At 72.5% G+C, this 21307-nt stretch carries 21 protein-coding genes and 1 pseudogene; 15 read left to right on the top strand and 7 right to left on the bottom strand.

The window, feature by feature from the left end:
* Positions 1 to 141 precede the first annotated feature (141 nt).
* Positions 142 to 819 carry a TetR/AcrR family transcriptional regulator gene (locus P5G59_RS08750; protein ID WP_301218019.1) on the bottom strand — a complete coding sequence of 226 codons (678 nt, stop codon included), beginning with the start codon at positions 817 to 819 and terminating at the stop codon, positions 142 to 144.
* A gap of 90 nt (positions 820 to 909) precedes the next feature.
* Here P5G59_RS08750 and P5G59_RS08745 point away from each other — a divergent pair, with 90 nt between their 5' ends.
* The gene (locus P5G59_RS08745; RefSeq protein WP_301218017.1) at positions 910 to 1746 is read left to right on the top strand and encodes an SDR family oxidoreductase; all 837 of its coding nucleotides are present in this window, start codon (positions 910 to 912) and stop codon (positions 1744 to 1746) included.
* On the opposite strand, the gene P5G59_RS08740 is transcribed toward P5G59_RS08745, so the two are convergent.
* Entirely contained in the window at positions 1743 to 1877 is a 135-nt protein-coding gene (locus P5G59_RS08740; RefSeq protein WP_301218015.1) for a hypothetical protein, read from the bottom strand. The genes P5G59_RS08745 and P5G59_RS08740 overlap by 4 nt on opposite strands.
* Before the next feature lie 127 nt (positions 1878 to 2004).
* Here P5G59_RS08740 and P5G59_RS08735 point away from each other — a divergent pair, with 127 nt between their 5' ends.
* Both P5G59_RS08735 and P5G59_RS08730 read left to right on the top strand, forming a co-directional pair.
* A complete protein-coding gene (locus P5G59_RS08735; protein WP_301218013.1) occupies positions 2005 to 2820 on the top strand; it encodes an FAD binding domain-containing protein in 816 nt (271 codons plus the stop codon).
* Complete coding sequence (locus P5G59_RS08730) at positions 2817 to 5537, top strand: molybdopterin-dependent oxidoreductase (RefSeq protein WP_301218011.1); 2721 nt, start codon at positions 2817 to 2819, stop codon at positions 5535 to 5537. The genes P5G59_RS08735 and P5G59_RS08730 overlap by 4 nt, the downstream gene beginning before the upstream one ends.
* A 20-nt stretch (positions 5538 to 5557) precedes the next feature.
* Here P5G59_RS08730 and P5G59_RS08725 read toward each other — a convergent pair whose 3' ends face one another.
* Positions 5558 to 6661, bottom strand: coding sequence for an XdhC family protein (locus P5G59_RS08725; protein WP_301218008.1), 1104 nt, complete (start codon positions 6659 to 6661; stop codon positions 5558 to 5560).
* A gap of 83 nt (positions 6662 to 6744) precedes the next feature.
* On the opposite strand from P5G59_RS08725, the gene P5G59_RS08720 reads away from it, so the two are divergent.
* Positions 6745 to 8064 carry an amidohydrolase family protein gene (locus P5G59_RS08720; protein ID WP_301218007.1) on the top strand — a complete coding sequence of 440 codons (1320 nt, stop codon included), beginning with the start codon at positions 6745 to 6747 and terminating at the stop codon, positions 8062 to 8064.
* 65 nt (positions 8065 to 8129) lie between these two features.
* On the opposite strand, the gene P5G59_RS08715 is transcribed toward P5G59_RS08720, so the two are convergent.
* On the bottom strand, positions 8130 to 9104 hold the full coding sequence (locus tag P5G59_RS08715) for a PDR/VanB family oxidoreductase (protein WP_301218004.1): 975 nt from the start codon (positions 9102 to 9104) through the stop codon (positions 8130 to 8132).
* Positions 9101 to 9742 carry a helix-turn-helix domain-containing protein gene (locus P5G59_RS08710; protein ID WP_301218002.1) on the bottom strand — a complete coding sequence of 214 codons (642 nt, stop codon included), beginning with the start codon at positions 9740 to 9742 and terminating at the stop codon, positions 9101 to 9103. Before P5G59_RS08710 ends, P5G59_RS08715 begins: the two co-directional genes overlap by 4 nt.
* A gap of 198 nt (positions 9743 to 9940) precedes the next feature.
* Between P5G59_RS08710 and P5G59_RS08705 the strand changes: the two genes are divergently transcribed.
* The 11 genes from P5G59_RS08705 to P5G59_RS08655 are packed head-to-tail and all read left to right on the top strand — an operon-like array spanning position 9941 to position 20380.
* Positions 9941 to 11206, top strand: coding sequence for an amidohydrolase family protein (locus tag P5G59_RS08705; protein WP_301218000.1), 1266 nt, complete (start codon positions 9941 to 9943; stop codon positions 11204 to 11206).
* 8 nt (positions 11207 to 11214) lie between these two features.
* Positions 11215 to 11985 carry an ABC transporter ATP-binding protein gene (locus tag P5G59_RS08700; RefSeq protein ID WP_301217998.1) on the top strand — a complete coding sequence of 257 codons (771 nt, stop codon included), beginning with the start codon at positions 11215 to 11217 and terminating at the stop codon, positions 11983 to 11985.
* Positions 11985 to 12863 (top strand): ABC transporter permease, encoded by an 879-nt coding sequence (locus tag P5G59_RS08695; protein ID WP_301217995.1) that lies wholly within the window; start codon positions 11985 to 11987, stop codon positions 12861 to 12863. The genes P5G59_RS08700 and P5G59_RS08695 overlap by 1 nt, the downstream gene beginning before the upstream one ends.
* A gap of 57 nt (positions 12864 to 12920) precedes the next feature.
* A complete protein-coding gene (locus P5G59_RS08690; RefSeq protein ID WP_301217992.1) occupies positions 12921 to 14096 on the top strand; it encodes a substrate-binding domain-containing protein in 1176 nt (391 codons plus the stop codon).
* A 3-nt stretch (positions 14097 to 14099) separates the two neighbouring features.
* Positions 14100 to 14873 carry an SDR family NAD(P)-dependent oxidoreductase gene (locus P5G59_RS08685; RefSeq protein ID WP_301217990.1) on the top strand — a complete coding sequence of 258 codons (774 nt, stop codon included), beginning with the start codon at positions 14100 to 14102 and terminating at the stop codon, positions 14871 to 14873.
* A gap of 23 nt (positions 14874 to 14896) precedes the next feature.
* Positions 14897 to 16234, top strand: coding sequence for an FAD-binding oxidoreductase (locus tag P5G59_RS08680; protein WP_301217988.1), 1338 nt, complete (start codon positions 14897 to 14899; stop codon positions 16232 to 16234).
* Entirely contained in the window at positions 16231 to 17028 is a 798-nt protein-coding gene (locus P5G59_RS08675) for a creatininase family protein (protein WP_301217986.1), read from the top strand. The genes P5G59_RS08680 and P5G59_RS08675 overlap by 4 nt, the downstream gene beginning before the upstream one ends.
* The gene (locus P5G59_RS08670) at positions 17025 to 17645 is read left to right on the top strand and encodes a pyridoxine/pyridoxamine 5'-phosphate oxidase (protein WP_301217984.1); all 621 of its coding nucleotides are present in this window, start codon (positions 17025 to 17027) and stop codon (positions 17643 to 17645) included. Before P5G59_RS08675 ends, P5G59_RS08670 begins: the two co-directional genes overlap by 4 nt.
* Positions 17575 to 18972, top strand: a complete 1398-nt coding sequence (gene allB / locus P5G59_RS08665; RefSeq protein WP_301217982.1) for an allantoinase AllB — start codon at positions 17575 to 17577, stop codon at positions 18970 to 18972. The genes P5G59_RS08670 and allB overlap by 71 nt, the downstream gene beginning before the upstream one ends.
* A 26-nt stretch (positions 18973 to 18998) precedes the next feature.
* On the top strand, positions 18999 to 19904 hold the full coding sequence (pucL, locus tag P5G59_RS08660) for a factor-independent urate hydroxylase (RefSeq protein WP_301217980.1): 906 nt from the start codon (positions 18999 to 19001) through the stop codon (positions 19902 to 19904).
* Positions 19901 to 20380, top strand: a complete 480-nt coding sequence (locus P5G59_RS08655) for a nucleoside deaminase (RefSeq protein WP_301217978.1) — start codon at positions 19901 to 19903, stop codon at positions 20378 to 20380. The genes pucL and P5G59_RS08655 overlap by 4 nt, the downstream gene beginning before the upstream one ends.
* 85 nt (positions 20381 to 20465) lie before the next feature.
* Here the strand turns inward: P5G59_RS08655 and uraH are convergent, their stop codons facing one another.
* Both uraH and uraD read right to left on the bottom strand, forming a co-directional pair.
* Positions 20466 to 20804 (bottom strand): hydroxyisourate hydrolase, encoded by a 339-nt coding sequence (uraH, locus tag P5G59_RS08650; protein ID WP_301218803.1) that lies wholly within the window; start codon positions 20802 to 20804, stop codon positions 20466 to 20468.
* A pseudogene (gene uraD / locus P5G59_RS08645) lies at positions 20802 to 21278 on the bottom strand (2-oxo-4-hydroxy-4-carboxy-5-ureidoimidazoline decarboxylase); the annotation flags it as partial. The pseudogene uraD and the gene uraH, both read right to left, overlap by 3 nt.
* Positions 21279 to 21307: the final 29 nt, after the last annotated feature.

Here is a 21307-nt window from a genome sequence, read left to right as displayed (position 1 = left end):
CGGATGCCGCCTTCATGCGCGAACGACGGCATCCGCCCGCCCCCGGCGCACCGATGCGGAGCTTGTGAACGTGCCCTCTCCCTCGCCGGTCCGGACGATGCCGGGTATGCGTACCGCAGCTGCTGAGCAGGCCCGGCGCGCTCACCCTCGACTGGTCGAGGCGAGTCCCGCGACGATGATGCCTATGGCGAAGTCGCGTCGCCTGCGCTCGTCCGCTCCTGTCAGCTGCGGCGCGAGACGACGCACCCGCGGGAACAGCTCCGGGTCGGCGTCCGTGTAGACGGCCAGGACGTCGTCGCGGTCGTCGGAGGCACCCGCGCGGTCGCGCACGGCGCGTTCGACCGCGGTGCTCGCCGCGAACTGGGCGATGAGGTCGACGGCGAGCGCGGCATCCGCTTCCGGGATGCCGCCGAGCTCCATCAGTGCCAGCTCGTGCTCGGCCAGCCGCAGCGCCCCGGGCAGCGTCGGGATGGTGCCGAGCGCCACCGCGCCGATGCCGGGATAGGACTCGAGTGCGTCGACCGTGTTGGCGATGGTCGCGCTCAGCGCGGCCCGCCAGTCGCCCTCGACCACATCCACGAGTCGGACGCTCGCGTAGACCTCGTCGAGCGCATGCTCCAGGAGAAGGTCGCGGCTGCCGAAGTAGGCGTACAGGGATGCGGGCCCGGTGTTCATCGCCGCTGCGACGTCGCGAAGAGTCACCGACTCAACCCCGCGGTCGCGGATCAGCGCGAGGACGGCATCGACGATGGCCCGGCGCGTCAGAGGCGGTTTGGCCGGGCGGTCCCGGCGCGACACGGGCTCGGCAGGCAGCGGCATGGTCCCAGCATAGCGCTTGACACGATCACCGTTCTAGACGAACATTGTTCGCGAACAGCGTTCGTCAGAGCGCGGGACGGAGGAGGAGTCATGTCGGTGCTGGTGGTCGGTGCGAGCGGCGCGATCGGGAGCCTGGTCGTCGCCGGGCTATTGGAGCGCGAGGAAGGGGTGCGGGCGACGAGCCGTCGATCCCAGACGCTCTCGCTCCCGGACCAGGTCGAGGTGATGGCCGCGGACCTCAACGACCCGTCCTCGCTCGCCCCCGCCCTGGAGGGCGTGGAGCGCGTCTTCCTCTACGCCGACCTCGACGATCCCGAAGCACTGGCCGCCCAGCTGCGCCGTTCCGGGGTGCGCCACGTCGTGCTGCTGTCCTCCTCCGCGGTGACGTTCCCCGGCGCGGAGGACGACTTCAACGGGTCGCGGTTCCTGCGCGTCGAGCGGGCGATCGTGGACTCAGGACTCGGTCACACGTTCCTTCGGCCGGGCGGCTTCGCCAGCAACGCGGCGCGCTGGAGCTGGAGCGTGAGAGCCGAGAGCGCCGTGTCGCTTCCGTATCCGGACGCCGTGCAGGTCCCGATCCACGAGGCGGACATCGCCGAGGTGGCCGTGATCGCACTGACCGGGGATGCACTCCTCGACGCCGCTCCCGTCCTCACCGGCCCCGAGCGGCTCACGCTGCGCGACCAGGTCGAGACCATCGGCTCGGTGATCGGCCGGCCGGTCTCGGTGATCGAGCAGTCCGAGGCGGAGTCGTTCGCTCTCCTGTCGCAGCACGTGCCCGAGGTGTGGGTGCGGCAGATCATCGGCGACTGGCGCGACGCCGTGGGTGCCACCCCGGAAATCTCCGGCGAGTACACCCGCATCACCGGACGCCCCTCCCGGACCTTCCGGACCTGGGTCGGCGACAACGTGGAGCTGTTCCGCTAGGGCTCCCGCAGGACCGTCGCACGCTCCTCGTCGGGCGCGTCGCTCGTCCTCCAGTCGTGGATGGCGAGCGCCGTCATGCCCACGGCCGAGATCGCGACCAGGAGCCATGCGGCGAGTGCGGTGTCCATCACGCTGTCATTCCTAACCGGTCCGCAGCGCTCCGGAGGCGGGTTTCTTCAAGCTGTTACATGGGGGCCGAAGTCTTAACAAGCCCGACACAATCCTGATGTTGAATGGGTCAACATTCTGGAGGTGGTCGTGGACATCAACACTGTCGACAGCTTCCGCCGGCCCACCCGCCCGGCCGAACTCCGCCTGGCTGAGGGCGAGACGTTCCTGGCGGGCGGCTCGTGGCTCTTCTCCGAGCCCCAGCCCGACGTCACCGGCCTCGTCGATCTGACGGCACTGGCCTGGCCGGCGGTGGAGTCCTCCGCCGCCGGTCTCCGCCTCGCGGCGACGTGCACGCTGGCCGAGCTCGCTGCCCTCCACGACACAGGCTGGACGGCCGAGCCGCTGTTCCGCGAGAGCTGCCGCGCCCTCCTCGGGTCGTTCAAGGTGTGGAACGTCGCAACGGTCGGCGGCAACCTCTGCCTGGCGCTCGCGGCCGCACCGATGGCCGCGCTGACCGTAGCCCTCGACGCCTCGCTCGAGGTGTGGGGGCCGGATGGGACCGTGCGAACGCTCGACGCCCTCGACCTCATCGTCGGCCCCGGGCGGACCGTGCTCGACCACGGCGACCTGCTGCGCGCCATCGACCTGCCAGCCCTCGCGCTCACGGGCGAGACCGCGTCGCGCAAGGCTTCCCTCCGTCCGCTGGGCCGCTCCGCCGCCTTCGTCGTCGGCCGGCGCGACGCCGACGGGAGGTTCACCGTCGTCGTGACCGCCGCCACGCCGCACCCGTATCGCTTCCGGTTCGACGGCATCCCCACCGCGCCGGAACTGCGGGCGACGCTCGACACCATCCCGGAGTGGTACGACGACCCGCACGGGAGCCCGGACTGGCGCAGGGCGATCACCCTGCGGCTGGCCGAGGAGCTCCGCACCGAGCTGGCCGAGCGAGAGGGCGCGAGATGAGTGCGAGGATCATCCGGTTCACCGTGAACGGCGAGGAGCGCACCTCCGAGCCCGCCGCCGGGCAGTGCCTGCGTACCGTGCTGCGCGAGCACGAGCACTTCGAGGTCAAGAAGGGCTGCGACGCGGGAGACTGCGGAGCGTGCACCGTGCTGGTCGACGGGTCGCCCGTCCACTCCTGCATCTTCCCGGCGCAGCGCGCGGCCGACCGCGAGATCACGACCGTCGCCGGACTCGGGTCACCCGGCGACCTGCACCCGCTGCAGCGCGCCTTCGTCGACGCCGGCGGGTTCCAGTGCGGGTACTGCACGGCGGGGATGATCGTCACCGCCTCCACCCTCGGCGACGTCCCCCGCGAGGAGCTGCCCGAGCGGATGAAGGGCAACCTCTGCCGGTGCACCGGCTACCGCTCGATCGGCGACGCGCTCTGCGGGCGCGCCAACGTCGAGCAGGCGCCGGCGGGGAGACCGTTCGGCGCGTCCGTCGCCCCGCCGGCGGCCGAGCGGGTCGTCACGGGCCGCGAGCCGTACACCCTGGATCTCGCCACCGAGGGTCTGCTGCACCTCGCGGTGGTCGGCAGCCCGCATGCGCACGCGCGCGTCACCTCCATCGACACCTCGCGAGCGCAGGTCCTGCCCGGGGTACGGCTCGTCCTCACCGCGGCCGACGCGCCCGACGTGCGCTACTCGACCGGACGCCACCAGAGCCGCACCGACGACCCCGACGACACCCGGCTGATCGACACCGTGATGCGGTTCCGCGGCCAGCGGGTCGCCGCCGTCGTCGCCGACTCCCGCGCCATCGCCGAGGAGGCCTGCCGCCTGATCGAGGTCGGCTACGAGGTCCTCCCCTCGGTCCACGACCCCGAGGCCGCGCGCTCCCCCGGCGCTCCACTCCTCCATCCCGAGCGCACCCCGGAGGACCGGGTCGACGAGGCGCACCGCAACGTGATCGCCGCGAAGCACGAGGAGGCCGGGGATGTGACGGCCGCGCTCGCGACGTCGGCCGCGGTCGTCGAGGGCGAGTGGACGACGCAGCGGGTCTCGCACGTCGCGCTCGAGACCCACGCGGCACGCGGCTGGGTCGACGACGACGGCCGGTTCGTGCTGCGGACGAGCTCCCAGGTGCCGTGGCTGGTGCGCGACGAGCTGTGCCACGTCTTCGGGCTCGGCCGCGACGAGCTGCGGGTCACCACCGTACGGGTGGGAGGCGGATTCGGCGGCAAGCAGGAGATGCTGACCGAAGACCTCGTGCTCGCCGCCGTGCTGAGGTTGCGCCGGCCGGTGCAGTACGAGTTCACCCGCGAGGACCAGTTCACGGTCGCGCCGGTGCGGCACCCGATGCGCGTCTCCGTGCGGGCCGGGGCGGACGCCGACGGCCGCCTCACCGCGATCGCGGTCGACCTGCTCTCGGACACCGGCGCCTACGGCAACCACTCGCGCGGCGTGATGTTCCACAGTGTCGGGGAGTCGCTGGCCGTCTACCGCTGCGCCAACAAGCGGGTGGATGCGGAGGTCGTCTACACGAACAACCCGCCGTCCGGCGCCTTCCGCGGCTACGGCCTCGGGCAGGTGGCGTTCGCCGTCGAGTCCGCGATGGACGAGCTCGCCCGGCGGGTGGGACTGGACCCGTTCGAGTTCCGCCGCCGCAACGTGGTGCGTCCCGGCGACGCCATGACGGTGACCGATCCGGACGAGCAGAGCGACCTCGGGTTCGGCAGCTACGGCCTCGACCAGTGCATCGACCTCGTCCAGGAGGCCCTGGCGCGGCCGGACGACAGCACGGCGCCCGTGCCCGAGGGCGGCGACTGGCGCGTCGGCGAGGGGATGGCCATCGCCATGATCGCGACCATGCCGCCGCGCGGGCACTTCGCCGACACCTCGGTCGCCCTCCTGCCGGACGGGCGCCTGCGGGTGCGGGTCGGCACGGCGGAGTTCGGCAACGGCACGACCACGGCGCACGCGCAGTTCGTGGCAGACGTGCTCGACGCCGACGTCTCGCGCATCGTCATCGAGCAGTCGGACACCGACGTGACCCCCTACGACACCGGCGCGTTCGGCTCGGCGGGCACCGTCGTCGCCGGCAAGGCGCTCGTGCTCGCGGCCGAGCGGCTGCGCGCCCGCATCGTCGCGGTCGCGGGCGACGGGGAGTTCCTGCCCGACGGCGTCCGGACCGGCGACCGGATGCTCGGCTGGGCATCGATCGTCGCCGCGGCTGCCCCGGGCGAGGAGGCTCTCGTCGCCACCGGGTCGCACGACGGCACCCCGCGGTCTGTCGCCTTCAACGTGCACGGGTTCCGCGTCGCGGTGGACGAGTCGACCGGCGAGGTGCGCATCCTGCGGTCGGTGCAGGCGGCCGACGCCGGCGTGGTCATCAACCCCGAGCAGCTGCGCGGGCAGATCGAGGGCGGCACCGCCCAGGCGATCGGGACGGCGCTGTACGAGGAGGTGCGCCTCGACGGCGCGGGCGGGGTGGCCACCCGCACCCTGCGGAACTACCACATCCCCCAGTTCGCGGATGTGCCGCGCACGGAGGTGCTCTTCGCGGAGACGGTCGACGCCATCGGCCCGAAGGGTGCGAAGTCGATGAGCGAGGCTCCGTACAACCCGGTGGCTCCCGCGCTCGCGAACGCGATCCGGGACGCGATCGGCGTGCGGCCCTACGCTCTGCCGATGGGGCGCGACCGCGTGTGGCGGCTCGCCGGGGCACAGGGCGCCTGAGCTCGCGACCCAGCTCGGCGTCAGCCGGCGACCCCGACGCTCTCGGTCGAGCGATGGATGGGCCCGGCCGTGCCGCTGAGCGACCGGCCGGAGGCGCCGCCGCGCGCGGCGATCACCTCGGCGAGGATGGACACGGCGGTCTCGGCCGGCGTCGAGGCCCCGATGTCCAGCCCGATCGGCGAATGCAGGCGTTCGAGCGCGGACTCGGGGACGCCGTGCTCGCGCAGGGCGCGCATCCGGCGCTCGTGGGTTCGTCGCGAGCCCATCGCTCCGACGTACGCGACCGGGAGTTCGAGCGCGAGCGCCAGCAGCGGCACGTCGAACTTGAGGTCGTGGGTGAGCACGCACACGACGGTGCGCTCGTCCACCGGGGCTTCGCCCAGGTAGACGTGCGGCCACGCCCGCACCACCTCGTGCGCACCAGGGAACCGCTCGGGGGTCGCGAAGACCGCGCGGGCGTCGCAGACGGTCACGTGGTAGCCGAGCAGCCGTCCGGCATCCGCCAGCGCGGCGGAGAAGTCGACGGCGCCGAAGATCAGCAGCCGCGGTGCGACGAGGGCGATGTCGGTGAAGACCGTCAGCTCCACCGGCCCGCACTGCACGCGCCATGCGGCGCTGCGTCCGGCCCGGGCGTGCGCGTCGTGCTCCGCCCGGATCCGGGAGGCGGTGACCCCCTCGGCGCCGGCATCGCGGAGCTGCGCGTCGGTGAGCTCGGAGACGCGTGCGCCGATCAGCGCCCGCGGTCCGTCGACGATCGTCCCGACGCTGGCCGCGGCGCCGTCTCGGGCAGCCTCCAGCACCGGCCGGTCCTGCGCGGGCAGGCGCTCGATGTACACGTCGAGGTCGCCCCCGCACATCAGCCCGACGCCCATGGCGGCCTCGTCGCTGATGCCGTACCGGACGACGGCGGGATCGGCGCCCTCCAGCACCGCGTGGCAGGCCTCGACGACCGCGCCTTCGACGCAGCCGCCCGAGATGCTGCCCACCACGGCGCCGTCGGCGTCCACGAACATGGTCGCGCCGACGGCCCGGGGAGCGCTGCCGTCGATCCCGACCACGGTCGCGACCGCGAGCGGCCTGCCGGAGGCGGCCCGCTCGGCCAGGGCGCGCGCGAGTTCGAGCATGCCGCGAGGCTATGCGGGGCGTGTGACCGGCACGTTTCCGGCGTGAGACGCGCCCGACACAATCGGCTGATAGACACGCAGTCATGCTGACCGTGCGCAACGCCGACGTGATCCTGATCGACCCTCAGACAGTGGCGGAGGGCGACCTCCGCATCGAGGAGGGCGTCGTGACGGCGGGACCGCCGACCACGCTGGACTCGCCCGACTCCGAGGAGCTCGACGCCGCCGGCTGCGTGGTGACGCCGGGCCTCGTGAACGCGCACCACCACCTCCTGCAGAGCGCGTTCCGGACCCTGCCGGGCACGCGCGGCGTTCCGATGGCCGACTGGCTGCCCACGATGGCGGCGGCCTACGCGCGCGCCCGGGTGGACGCGGAGTTGTGCGCCGCCGCCGCGGCTGTCGGGATCGCCGAGGGACTCCTCTGCGGCGTCACGACCGTGGCCGACCACCAGCTGACCTGGCCCGCCGGGCTCTCCGCGGCCGCGTCGGCCGACCTGGCGCGCGCGGTCGCGGGCTCCGCCGCCCGGCTCGGCTCGCGGCTGGTCTTCGTGCGCGGGTCGGCCCGCGACGACCCGCAGGAGGCCGCCGCCTCGGCCGAGGCGGTCGTGCAGGCACTCGTCCCCGGCGCCCGCGGCGGCGTCAGCGACGACGGGATGCTGCAGGTCGCGGTCGGACCGGCCGGCGTGCACAGCGACGCCCGCGAGACGTTCGAGCTCCTCGGCGAGGTCGCGGCCCGCCACGGCCTCCGCCGCCGCACCCAGGCCAACGAGCAGGTGGATGTCGCGATCGCCGCCGAGAAGTACGGCCGCCGGCCGATCGAGCTGCTCGACGAGTGGGGCTGGCTCGGCCCCGACGTCACGCTCGCCCACCTCTGCGGCGTCACCCCGGACGAGATCGCCCGGATCGCTGCGACCGGGACGACCGCGACGCACGCGCCCGGCTGCGACCTGCCGATGGGCTGGGGGATCGCGCCCGTCGCGGCCCTGCGCGCGGCCGGCATCCCGGTGGGATTGGGCACGAGCGGCGGAGGCAGCAACGACGCCGGGCACCTGCTCGCCGACGCCCGCCTCGCGATGCAGGTCGCGCCGCTCGTCGGACCGCCGCTCGCCGCGGCCGAGGTGCTGGAGATGTCGACCAGCGGCTCCGCCGCGGGCCTCGGCCGCGACGACCTCGGCCACCTGCGCCCGGGCGCCGCCGGAGACCTGTGCGTGTGGGACGTGTCGGGCGTCGCCGATGCGGGTGTCGCCGACCCGCTCGCCGGCCTGCTCTGGGCCTCCCCGGGCCGCCGCCCGCGGCACGTGGTCGTCGCGGGTCGCATCGTCGTCCGCGACTACCGCCTCGTGAACGAACCCGAGACGGACATCGTCCGGTCCCTCCGCGAGCGGATGGCCCGCGCTGCCTGAAGGCCGCCGAGTTGCACGTTGCGGCGGCTATTTCCGTTGCTTTGCCGCCACTACGTGCAACTCGGTCAGAGTTCGAGGACGAGGCGCGGGCAGGCGGCGCGCGACACGCAGATCATCATGGCCGTGTTCGCTGCCTGCTCCCCCGGGGTGAGCACCGAGTCCCGATGGTCGACCTCGCCCTCGAGCACCGGCGTCTCGCAGGTGCCGCAGGTGCCCTCCCGGCACGAGGAGAGGACCAGCGCCCCCGCCTCCTCCACGACCTCGAGGATGGAGCGGTCGGCCGGGACGGTCAGCGTGAGCCCGGACAACTCCAGCTCGACCTCGAAGGCGACGTCCGGCGAATGCTCCTCCGGCGTCTTCGGCTCGAACCGTTCGCGGTGCAGGGCGCCGGCGGGCCAGGCCGCGCTCAGCGCCTCCACCTCGTCGACCATGCGCGTGGGGCCGCAGCAGTGCACGGGCACGCCGTCGGCCGCCGCGGCCGTCCAAGCGGCGAGATCGAGCCGCCGGTCCTCGTCGCGCGCGAACACCTCCACGCGGTCGCCGTGCGCGGCGGTCAGCTCCTCGACGAAGGCCATCGTGGCCTGCGACCGCCCGGCGTAGGCCAGCCGCCAGTCGCGGCCGTCCGCCTCCGCGGCGGCGATCATCGGCAGGATCGGCGTGATGCCGATGCCGCCCGCGACGAACAGCACGGGTCCGTCGCCGTCGGCGAGGGCGAAGTGGGAGCGCGGTCCGCGCACGACGAGCCTGTCGCCGACGCGGACGGTGTCGTGCACGTGGGCCGAGCCGCCGCGGCCCTCCGGCTCGCGCAGCACGCCGATGCGCCAGACGGCGGTGTCGGCGGGGTCGCCGCAGAGCGAGTACTGCCGCTCCAGGTTCTGCTGCGGCGTCTCGCCCGGCACGAGCACGAGGTCGATGTGGGCGCCGGGGCTCCAGGCCGGCAGCGGGCTCCCGTCGGGACGGGCGAGCTCCAGCAGCACGACACCCTCTGCGGCCGGAGCCCGATGGGTGACGACGACCTCGAACTCCTGCTCGCCGGTCACTCGTCCGCACCCTTCTGCTTGACCAGGAACAGGTGGTAGCCCTCGTCGCTCAGCGCGCTCCACCGGTGCGGTGTGCCGCCGTAGTAGTAGATGGAGTCGCCCGCGTCGAGCACGAAGCGGCCCTGGTCGGCGAAGTCCGCGAGGACGCTGCCGCGCATCACGTAGATGAACTCATCCTCCTCGTGCTCGTAGTAGTCGCCGGGGTCGGTGTTGGCGCCGACGAACTCCATCGGCTCGAAACCGCGCGCACCGTGCGCGAGCAGCCGGGCCTCGCCCTCCGCGAACGGACCCCGCACGCCCTCACTGGCCCGCAGCACGTCGGGGCGGATGTCGCCGGGCCGGCGCCGTTCGGTGTCCGCCGCGGCCAGCAGCTCGACCTGGCTGCTGCCGAGCGCCCGGGCGATGCGCTCGAGCGACACCATGCTGGGCCGCGCATGACCGCGCTCGAGCTGGCTGAGGAATGGGTGCGAGAGCTCCGTCAGGGCCGCCAGCTGCACGAGGGTCATCCCGTGCGCGCGGCGCAGGGTGCGGATGCGGGAGCCGATGCGCGCGGCCTGCTCGTCGATGACGCGCGGGCCGACGGGCTCCTGCGGCGTGCCCTCACGCGGCGCCGGGCGATCGGTTGGTCGGTTCGGCATGGGGTTCAACTTCCTCCCTCGGGGGCGCTCGCCGGGGCGACGCGACGGGCAATTAACAATCGGAAATGGCCGCGTTACCTGCGGGAAACGCGCCGTGCGTAGATTCCTAGATGTTGAGGGCATCAACATTCTGCCACGATCGTTCCGCCGTCGCGACGATCGGCCCACCGGCCGCCGAGACCGCGAAGGAGGTCGCCCGTGACCACGCAACTCCCCCGAACCCTGAGCCTGCTGCGCAACGCCACGCTGCCGGACGGGGCCGTCGTGGATGTCCGCATCCAGGACGGCGTCGTCGTCTCGGTCGAGCCCGCCCACCCCGGGCCGCTCGCCGAGGACGACGCGGCGGAGACGCTCGACCTGAGCGGTCACCTGCTGCTGACGGCGCCCGCCGAGCCGCACGCTCACCTGGACAAGGCGCTCTCCTGGGACCTCATCCGGCCTCCCATGGGCGACCTGGTCTCCGCGATCGACTCCTGGCGCGCCTACTCGACCACCATGACCGTCGAGAGCATCGTCGAGCGCGCCCGCACCCAGGCGCTCGCGATGCTCGCCAACGGCACCACCGCGATCCGCTGTCACGTCGACGTGCTCGTGGGACCTGCGCCGCTGCGCGGAGCTCAGGCGCTGGTGCAGGTGCGCGAGGAGCTGAAGGGCCTCATCGACATCGAGCTGGTCGCGCTCGGCGGCCACCTCTCCCCCGACGAGGATGTGGAGGCCGTGCTCGACCTCGGCGTCGACCTGGTCGGAGGCGCACCGCATCTCGCACCGGACCCCGCGGGCGACCTCGCCCGCCTGCTGGCCATCGCCGAGCGCCGCGGTCTCGGCGTCGACCTGCACACCGACGAGAACCTCGGCGGCGTCCTCACGCTCACCCAGTACGCGCGCACGGTGCGGTCGTGGCCCGAGGGCACCTCGCTCTCGGCCGGCCACTGCGTGCGCCTCGGCACGATGGAGGCGGCGGAGCTGGCTCCCGTCATCGAGGAGGTGCTCGCCAGCAACATCGGGATCGTGACGCTGCCGATCACGAACCTCTACCTGCAGGGCTGGGAGCACGAGCACTCCGTCCCGCGCGGACTCACCGCACTGCGGGCCCTGCTCGACGCGGGGGTCCGCGTCGGCGCCGGCGCCGACAACGTGCGCGACCCGTTCAACCCCGTCGGCCGGAGCGACGCGCTGGAGACCGCGAGCCTGCTCGTCACCGCCGGGCACCTCACGCTCGACGAGGCGTACGCCGCGGTCAGCGACGGCGCCCGCTCCGTCATGCACCTCCCGCCGGCCGGCGCGACGCCCGGAGCTCGGGCGGAGTTCCTCGCCGTCCGCGCCGCCGACCTCGCCGACGCCATCGCCAACGCTCCCGACGACCGCTTCGTGATCCACGACGGCCAGCTCGTCGCCCACTGCGAAGTGCGGCGCACCGTCGCCGCACCCCTCCCCGCCCCATCGCTCCTTCTCGAAACGAGGTGACCGGTCGCATGACCCTCGCTGAATCACCCGCGCCGCCCACGACGACGGCCCCGCTGCTCGACTTCCGCAACGTCGAGATGACCTTCCCGAACGGCACCGTGGCCCTCCGCGGCGTCGACCTTTCCGTCTCGCGCGGCGAGTTCGTCAGCGTCGTCGGCCCGTCGGGCTGCGGCAAGAGCACGCTGCTGCGCATCGCCTCCGGCCTCGAGTCCGCCTCCGACGGCACCGCCGAACTGCGGACGGACCGCATCGGCTACGTCTTCCAGGACGCGACCCTGCTCCCCTGGCGCAACGTGAACGCCAACGTGCAGCTGCTGGCCGAGCTCGGCGGCGTCCCGCGCGCCGAGCGGGCCGCGAAGGCCGAGAAGGCGATCGAGCTGGTCGGCCTGAAGGGCTTCGAGAAGCACCTGCCGAAGCAGCTCTCCGGCGGCATGCGGATGCGCACCTCGCTGGCGCGCTCGCTCACCCTCGACCCCGAGCTGTTCCTCTTCGACGAGCCGTTCGGCGCGCTCGACGAGATCACCCGCGAGCGCCTGAACGACGAGCTGCTGCGTCTGTTCGCCGAGCAGCAGTTCGCCGGGCTGTTCATCACCCACTCGGTGTCGGAGGCGGTCTACCTCTCCACCAAGGTGGTCGTCATGTCCGGCCGCCCTGGATCGATCGTCACCACGTTCGACGTCCCGTTCCCGATGCCGCGCGACCCCGACATCCGCTTCACCCCCGAGTTCGCCGACCTCGTCGGCCGGGTCTCGCACTCCCTCCGAGAAGGGCACAACTGATGACGAACGTCGCCGAGAACGTGGCCGTCACGGCCGATGCCTCGCCCGCCGCCTCCGCTCGGGCCGGCCAGCGCGCCGCCCGGGAGGCCAGGATCCGCCGCTCCTACAAGTCGCTGCAGTGGTGGCAGCCGCTGGCCGTGCTCGTCGTGCTCATCGGGCTCTGGTACGCCGCGGCCTGGTACTACGCGTCGCAGCAGCTGGCGTTCCTCGTGCCCTACCCGCACCTGGTGCTGGTGTCGATGTTCGCCGATCCGTACTTCACGCCGCAGCTCGGCGCCGACCTCCTGAACTCCACGGTGGTCGCACTGACCGGCCTGAGCGTCGCCATCGTCATCGGCGTCGCGTGGGCGGTGCTGATGTCGCAGGCCAAGTGGATCGAGCGCTCGCTCTACCCGTACGCCGTGATCCTGCAGTGCATCCCGATCCTCGCCCTCGTGCCGCTGATCGGCGCCCTGTTCGGCTACGAGTTCCTCTCCCGGGTGATCGTCACCGTGATGATCTCGATCTTCCCGATGGTCTCCAACACCCTGTTCGGCCTGCAGTCCGCGGACCGCGGCCAGCGCGAGCTGTTCCAGCTCCAGGGCGCAGGACGCTGGACGCGGCTGACCAAGCTCCAGTTCCCCGCCGCCCTGCCGTCGATCTTCGTCGGGCTGCGCACGGCGGCCGGACTGTCGGTCATCGGCGCGATCGTCGGCGACCAGTTCTTCCAGCGCGGCACCCCCGGCCTCGGCGTCCTCATCCAGGTGTCGACCTCCCGGCTCAACGGCCCGGGGACCTTCGCCGCGATCATCACGGCGTCACTCCTGGGCGTCGCCGTGTTCCTCTTCTTCGGCCTGCTCGGAAAGCTCGCCGTCGGCAAGTGGTACGACTTCGGCTGATCCGGCCGGTCGCGACCCCCACCCCCTGCACCACACCTGTATCGAAACGGAGTCCTGATGCACCGAACAGCACGACGCTCCACCCTGGCCGGAGGCGCGATCGTCGCCGCGGTCGTGGCCCTCACGGCCTGCGCAGGCGGCGGCGCGGCCGACGCCCCGTCGTCGACCTCGACGGCGGCCGCGGTCGACCTCTCCGGCGTCTGCCCGGCGACCGTCACCATCCAGACCGACTGGAACCCGGAGGCCGACCACGGCCACCTGTACCAGCTGCTCGGCCCCAACCCGAGCATCGACGCGAACCAGAAGTCCGTCACCGGCGACCTCTACTCCCAGGGCAAGCCCACCGGGGTCAAGGTCTCGATCCGCTCCGGCGGACCGGCGATCGGCTACCAGACGGTCAGCTCGCAGATGTACAAGGACAAGGACATCACCCTCGGCTACGTCACGACCGACGAGGCCGTGCAGCTGTCCGACAGCCTGCCGACCACCGCGGTCTTCGCCGAGAACGACATCTCGCCGCAGATGATCATGTGGGACCCGAAGACCTACCCCGACGTGAAGACGGTCAAGGACCTGGGCGCCGCGCTCGAGAAGGACGGCGGAGTCGTCCGCTACTTCAACGGCGCCGCGTACATGTCCTACCTCCAGGGCGCGGGCATCCTGCCGACCTCGGTGACCGACGGCAGCTACGACGGCACGCCGGCCAAATTCGTGACCGCGAAGGGCAAGGACGGCCAGCAGGGCTTCGCCACCGCCGAGCCGTACATCTACGAGCACGAGGTCTCGGCCTGGGGCAAGCCGGTCAAGTTCCAGCTCGTCAACGACACCGGCTACCCCATCTACCCGGAGTCCGTCTCGGTGCGCACCGGCGACCTCGAGAAGCTGACCCCGTGCCTGAAGAAGCTGGTGCCGGTCCTGCAGCAGGCCGACGTGGACTACATCCACAACCCGTCCGAGACGAACAAGCTCATCGTGCAGCTCGTCAACTCGTACAACAACGGCTGGGTGTACGACGAGCAGGTCGCCGACTTCGGCGTCTCGCAGATGAAGAAGCTGAAGATCGCCAGCAACGGCGACAACGGCTACGTCGGCGACTTCGACGAGTCCCGCGTCCAGAAGGTCATCGACATCACCACGCCGATCTTCACGAAGACCGGCTCGGCCCCCAAGGCGGGGCTGAAGGCGACGGACCTCTTCACCAACGAGTTCCTCGACAAGTCGATCGGGTTCTGACCCGTGAGCACCCCACCGGTGACGACGGCGGCGACCCCGGGCGCACGGCTGTCCGGCAAGCGGGCCGTCGTCACCGGCGGGGCGCGCGGGATCGGGGCGGCCATCGCCCGCCGGCTCGCCGCCGACGGCGCGACGGTCGCCCTGCTCGACCGGCTCGCCGACCCGGGTGAGTCGGTCGCCGCCGAGATCGACGGGCGCTTCGTCCCGGTCGACCTCTCCGACGCCCAGGCCACACGCGACGGCCTCGGCGAGGCGATCGACGGCCTCGGCGGCATCGACATCCTGGTGAACAACGCCGGCATCCTGCGCTTCTCGCCCCTGCTGGACATCCCGGTCGAGGACTGGGACCTCATGTTCGCCATCAACACCCGGCCCATGCTCGTGACCACGCAGGTCGCCGCCAGGCGCATGATCGAGGACGGCGTGGCCGGCACGATCATCAACCTCGCCAGCATGGCGGGCAAGGCCGGTGGCGCAGGTCAAGCGCACTACGCCGCCTCCAAGGCCGCCGTCATCGCCCTCACCCGTGTCACCGCTCTGGAGCTCGGCTGCCACGGGATCACCGCCAACTGCCTCTGCCCCGGGTACGTGCTCACCGAGATGGGCGCGGACACCCGGACCGCGGCGGACATCGAGCTCTGGTCCTCCTACTCCCCGCTCGGCCGCCTCGGCGAACCCGGCGACGTCTCCGCCGTCGCCGCCTTCCTCGCTTCCCCGGACGCCGCCTACCTCACCGGCCAGGCCTTCAACGTCACCGGCGGAATGGTGATGCATTGACCGCTCGAACGACAGGAACACGAATGAACGACACCGCCACCGCATCCCTCGCCTCGGAGGTCGCCGCGCTCGAAGCGGAGCTGCGTGCTCTGCTCGGCGAGCGCGGGGTGACCAGCGACCTCGCCGCCCGGGAGAAGGCCTCCATCGACGGCTCGCACCTCTCCCCGGTCATCCGCTCGAAGCTGCCGCTCGGCCTCGCCGACCTGGTCGCCTACCCGGCCACGGCGGAAGAGATCGCCCTCACCGTCGGCGCCGCCGTCCGCCACGGCGTGCCGATCACACCGCGCGGCAAGGGCACGGGCAACTACGGCCAGGGCATCCCGATGCACGGCGGCCTCGTGCTCGACATGTCTCGGGCCCGCACGATCGTGGAGGTCGGGGACGGCTTCATCACCGCCGACGCCGGAGCCACGATGGTCGCGCTGGAGCAGGCGGCGAACAAGACCGGCCAGCAGATCCTGATGTACCCCTCCACGGCGCAGTCGACCATCGGCGGCTTCCTCTCCGGCGGCTCCGGCGGCACCGGATCGATCAAGCACGGGATGCTGCACACCGGCTTCGCCCTCGCGCTCGACGTCGTGCACGCCGTCCCGGACGCGCAGCTCATCCACCTCGAGGGCGAGGCGACCGAGCCGTACATCCACAACTACGGCACCGCCGGCATCATCGCCCGCGTGACGGTCAAGCTCGAGCCGCTGCAGGACTGGCGCGGCTTCTTCGCCAGCTTCGACGACTTCGGCCAGGCGCTCTCGGTGATCCGGGAGTTCGCCGAGCTCGAGCCGACGCCGCGTCTGGTCTCGGCCGACCTGCCGACGCTGGCGAACGCGCTGCCGAGCGACCCCGGCATCCCGGCGGACCGCGCCAGCCTGCGCGCCATCCTCGACATCGCCTCCGTCGAGGCCGCGACCGCCCTGGTCGAGGCGGCGGGCGGCCGCGTGGAGGACGTCCGCGACGGCGCCCAGACCACCATGAAGATCAGCATGATCTCCTACAACCACCCGATCGAGTGGCTGCAGAAGGCCTACCCCGACACCTACTTCCACGTCGAGGTCTCCGGCGACGCCCTGGTCGAGCGCATCGACGAGGTGCACGCGGTCTACCCCGGGGGCATGCTCCACATCGAGGCGCAGCGCGGCCGGCCGATCGGGATGATCGCCGGCGTCTACGAGAGCGAGGAGCAGGTCTACGCCGGCTTCGAGCGTCTCGCCGAGCTCGGGGTCGGCTACCACAACCCGCACCAGTGGTTCGTCGACTACCAGCCCGAGCGCACCGCGGCCCTGGCCGAGCAGACCGACCCCGCCGGACTCCTGAACCCCGGCAAGCTGAAGCGCGCCGCCGTCGCCACCGGGAGCCAGCTGTGAGCGCCGCGCCGTCGCGCAAGCTGGCCGAACTCTCCGGCCCGGCGGCCGCCGCCGCGCTCGGCCCCGAGTCGATCGTGGTCGTCCCCACCGGGGCCGTCGAGCACCACGGGCCGCACCTTCCGCTCATCACCGACTACCTGCTGGCCGACGTGATCGGCAACGCGGCGGTCGAGCGCGCGGCCACCGAGGGACTCGACGTGTGGATCCTGCCCACGCTCGCGTACACCAAGTCGGACGAGCACAGCTGGGCCCCCGGCACCGTGTGGCTGCGCTGGGAGACCATGATGGAGACAGTCGTCGACCTCGGCCGGTCGGTCGCGTCCACCGGTGCCACCCGGATGGTGTTCCTCAACGGGCACGGCGGCAACGTGGCGCTGCTGCAGGTCGCGCTGCGCGAGATCCGCCGCCGGTTCGGGCTGCGCACCTTCCTCATGCCGTCGCTGGTGAACACCCCGTCGCCGGACGGGCGCGGCGCCGACGAGCGCGGCCTCGGCATCCACGGCGGCACGACCGAGACCTCGGTGCTGATGCACATCCGTCCCGACCTCGTCGACCTGTCGCTCGCCGACCGCTGGGTGCCGGAGCACATCGCCGACTTCGAGTACCTCGGCTTCAACGGCAAGCCGGTGAGCTTCGGCTGGCTGAGCGACGACTTCGGGCCAGCCGGCGTCGTCGGCGACGCGCTGCAGGCCGACGCGTCCTACGGAGCGCTCCTGTTCGAGCACTCGGTCGGGCAGGCCGTCGCCTCGCTCAAGGAGATCGCGGCCTTCCACCCGACGGAGGCGCCGGCGTGATCACCTCCAGCCCCGCCTTCGGACACGACAAGGACGACGTCGACGAGATCGACCCGGAGCCGCTCGGCCTGCTCGGCCGCTGGCTGCCGCCGGCCGAGAGCGAGCTGCGGCCCCTGATGACCCTGTCGACGATCGGGCTGGACGGCTTCCCGGACACGCGCAACGTGCTGCTCAGCGGGTTCGACGGCAACGCGCTGTCCTTCCACACCGACACCCGGTCGCGGAAGGCGCACGAGCTGGCCGCCGATCCGCGGGTCGCGCTCGCCCTGGTCTGGCCGGACGCCGGCCGCCAGGTGATCGTGCAGGGCTACGCCGTGCCGACCGACGCGGCCGCCTCCGACGCCGCCTTCGCCGAGCGCTCGCGCTACCTGCAGCTGCTCGCCTGGACCAACGACGCGCCGACCGCGGCGCTCCCGCGCAACGCACGGCGCGAGCGCTGGGACCGTTTCGGGTCCGACCACCCGGACGGCGCGCTCAGCGCACCGCCGACCTGGGTCGGCTACCGCGTCACGCCCACCCGGGTGACGTTCTGGAGGGGGGACACGGATGGACCGAGCAACCGCATCGAGTACCGTCGCAGCGGCGACGGCTGGGCCGTCAGCCACCTCCCCGGCTGAGCGCACGCTCGACCTCGTCTTCCGCGGGCGCGCGGTGCTCCCCGGCGGCGTCCGCAGCGTGGTCGTGGGTGTGCAGGACGGCAGGATCGCCGTCGTCGCCGAGCCCGGAACGCCGCTCGCCGCTGCGACGGAGGTCGTGCTGGCCGACGACGAGGTGCTGCTGCCCGGGATCGTGGACACGCACGTCCACGTCAACGAGCCCGGCCGCACGCAGTGGGAGGGCTTCGCCTCGGCCACCGCCGCCGCGGCCGCCGGCGGCGTCACGACCATCGTCGACATGCCGCTGAACAGCATCCCGCCGACCGTCGACCGGGCGGCTCTGGAGGTCAAGCGCGCCAGGGCCGCGGCGGCGGCGCGCGTCGATGTGGGGTTCTGGGGCGGGGCCATCCCCGCCAACCTGGGCCGGCTGCGCGACCTCCACGACGCGGGCGTGTTCGGCTTCAAGGCGTTCCTCGCGCCGTCGGGGGTCGACGAGTTCCCGCACCTCAGCCCGGAAGAGCTGGACCGGGCTCTCGACGAGGTCGCCGCGTTCGACGGGCTGCTGATCGTGCACGCCGAGGATCCGGGCGTGCTCGACGCGCATCCCGGGCATGTCGGCACGTCGTATCCCGCGTTCGTCGGGTCGCGGCCGCCCGAGGCGGAGGCCGTCGCGGTGCAGCGGGTCATCGACGGCGTGCGGCGCACCGGTGCCCGCGCGCACATCCTCCACGTCTCCTCCGCCGCTGTGCTGCCCCTGCTGGCGCAGGCGAAGGCCGAGGGCCTGCGGATCACGGCGGAGACCTGTCCCCACTACCTCACCATCTCCGAGGAGGAGGTGCCGGAGGGCGGCACGCAGTTCAAGTGCTGCCCGCCCATCCGGGACGCCGCCAACCGCGACCTGCTCTGGGCCGCCCTGCTCGACGGCACGCTCGACTGCGTCGTCACCGACCACTCGCCGAGCACTGTCGAGCTGAAGACCGCGGGCGGCGGCGACTTCGGCGTGGCCTGGGGCGGCATCGCCGGTCTGCAGGTCGGGCTCGCGGCGACCTGGACCGAGGCCCGGCGCCGCGGCATCCCGCTGGAAAGGGTCGTGTCGTGGATGGCGGCCTCCACCGCGGACCTGGTCGGCCTCGCCGGCAAGGGCCGCATCCGGGAAGGTGCAGACGCCGACCTCGTCGTCTTCGCCCCCGACGAGACCTTCCGCGTGGAGGCCGCCCTGCTGCGGCACAAGAACCCGGTGACCGCGTACGACGGACGACTGCTGCACGGCGTCGCCCGCGACACCTACCTGCGCGGCGGGCGGACAGACGGGGAGCCGAACGGCGCCCTCCTCACCCGGCCGCTGTGACCACCCAGAACGAGAAACGGAGCACCATGTCGTACACCCTCCAGGACCACCAGTACGGGAAGGCCGAGACCCGCCTCGTCCGCATCTACCGCGACGCCCCGCGTCACGAGATCCGGGACGTGAACGTCACGACCGCGCTGCGGGGCTCGTTCGAGGACGCGTACCTCACCGGCGACCAGTCGAAGGTGCTCCCCACCGACAGCCAGAAGAACACCGCCTACGCCTTCGCCAAAGAGCACGGCCTCGGGTCGATCGAGGATTTCGGGCTCACCCTCGCCCGTCACTTCGTCGACGACGTCGAGCCGGTCTCCGGGGCCCGCATCGAGATCGAGGAGTTCTCCTGGCGCCGGGCGGTCGTCGACGGTGCAGAGCACGACCACACCTGGCTGCGCACCGGCCCGGAGATCCGCACCGCGGCGATCACCGTCGAGGGTGAGGGCGACGCCCGCCGCGAGCACGTGATCGGCGGCGTCAAGGACCTGGTGCTGCTGAAGTCGACCGGAAGCGAGTTCGCCGGCTTCCTGAAGGACGGGTACACGACGCTGCCGGAGACGCACGACCGCGTCATGGCGACCTCGGTGGTCGCCAAGTGGCGGTTCGCGACGGTCGACGTGGACTGGGAGGACACGTACACCCGCATCACCGCCGCCCTCGTCAAGGAGTTCGCGACCCTCCAGTCGCTCGCCCTGCAGCAGACGCTCTGGCACATGGGCACGGCGGCACTGGATGCGGTGCCCGAGCTCGCGGAGATCCGGCTCGTGGCCCCCAACAAGCACCACTTCGTCGTGGACCTCTCGCCCTTCGGCTCGGAGAACCCCAACGAGGTCTTCTTCGCCGCCGACCGCCCCTACGGTCTGATCGAGGCGACCATCGTCCGCGACGGCGCCCCGGATGCGGGCAGCGCCTGGCGCGCATCGGCGGGGCTCGCATGAGCGCCGCGGCCTCCGACGCGCCCTGGCTCGACCTCGCGGTGCGGCTGGCGACCGAGAACGTCGCCGCAGGCGGCGGTCCGTTCGGCGCCGTCATCGTGCGGGACGGCGCCCTGCTCGCGACCGGCCAGAACCGGGTGACCCGCGACAACGACCCGACCGCGCACGCCGAGGTGACGGCGATCCGCGCCGCCTGCGCGATCGTCGGCGACTTCTCCCTGGCCGGGGCGACGCTGTACACCTCGTGCGAGCCGTGCCCGCTGTGCGCGTCGGCCGCGCTCTGGGCGCGCGTGGAGCGCGTGGTCTTCGCTGCCGACCGGCACGACGCCGCGCGGGCGGGCTTCGACGACCGCGAGTTCTACGAGCTGTTCGCGCGCGACCGCGCGACCTGGCCGACCCCGGTGGTCGAGCTGCGGGTCGAGGCCGCCGCCGAGCCGTTCGACGCCTGGCTGGCGGACACCGCCCGCACCGACTACTGACCCCGTCGCCCCGTCATCGAGTCCGCGAAAAATGCCCGCGACACGCCGTCCCGGTGGGTACTCTTCGCGGACTCGATGGCGGGCGTCAGCTTCCGCGGTAAGTGGAGTAGCCGAACGGGCTGAGCAGGAGGGGCACGTGATAGTGGGCATCGGGATCGGCGATCGCGAACACCACGAGGATCTCGGGGAAGAACGCGTCCGGTCCGAGGTACGCGGCCGTCGCGAAGGTCAGCCGGTAGCGGCCGGCGTCGAGGTCGACGGGTCCGAGTTCCGCGATGCGTCCGTCGGTGTCGGTCACGCCCGACGCCAGCCGCTGCCATCCGGCGCCGGTCCAGGAGTCGAGGTGCACCGGCACGCCGGCGGCCGGCCTCCCGGCGGCGGTGTCGAGCACGTGCGTGGTGACACGGCTGCGTGGCGTCGCCAGCAGGGTGCGCAGCCGCAGCGCCGCGATCTGCCGCAGCTGCTCGGCGACCTCGGCGAGCTCGGCCTCGTCCGGGTTGCCAAGCCGGCGCTCCAGCTCGGCGAGCACGTCGCGGCGGGAACGACCCGCCGCGCGGATGAGGAACACGCGCCCGAACCGTTCCTCGTAGGCACGGTTCCCGGCCGCGATCGCCGTCGCGAGTTCGGCGTCGTCCGCGTCGGCCGCCTGCTGCTCCCTCCGGGAGAGCTGCTGCGACGCCCCCTCGCCGACCGGACGCTCGCCGATCCGGGGGTGGTGCGAGAGGGCCTGGTCGATCTCCGCCTCGCTCAGCGGCGTCGCCGCCGCGACAGCCGCGCCCACCAGGGCGTCGAGCGTGTCGTAGGGCGCCCGCGCGACGACGTCGTCCACCCAGCGCGGCACGGCGAGGGCGGTCGGAAGGACGGCGCGCAGCGTCTCGGCGTCGATCGTCGTGGTCATCGGTCCTCCGTGGGGTCTGGCTCGTGGTG

It is taken from the genome of Leifsonia virtsii, assembly GCF_030433675.1.
GTDB lineage: Bacteria > Actinomycetota > Actinomycetes > Actinomycetales > Microbacteriaceae > Leifsonia > Leifsonia virtsii.
This window is presented reverse-complemented; position numbering and strand designations above follow the sequence as displayed.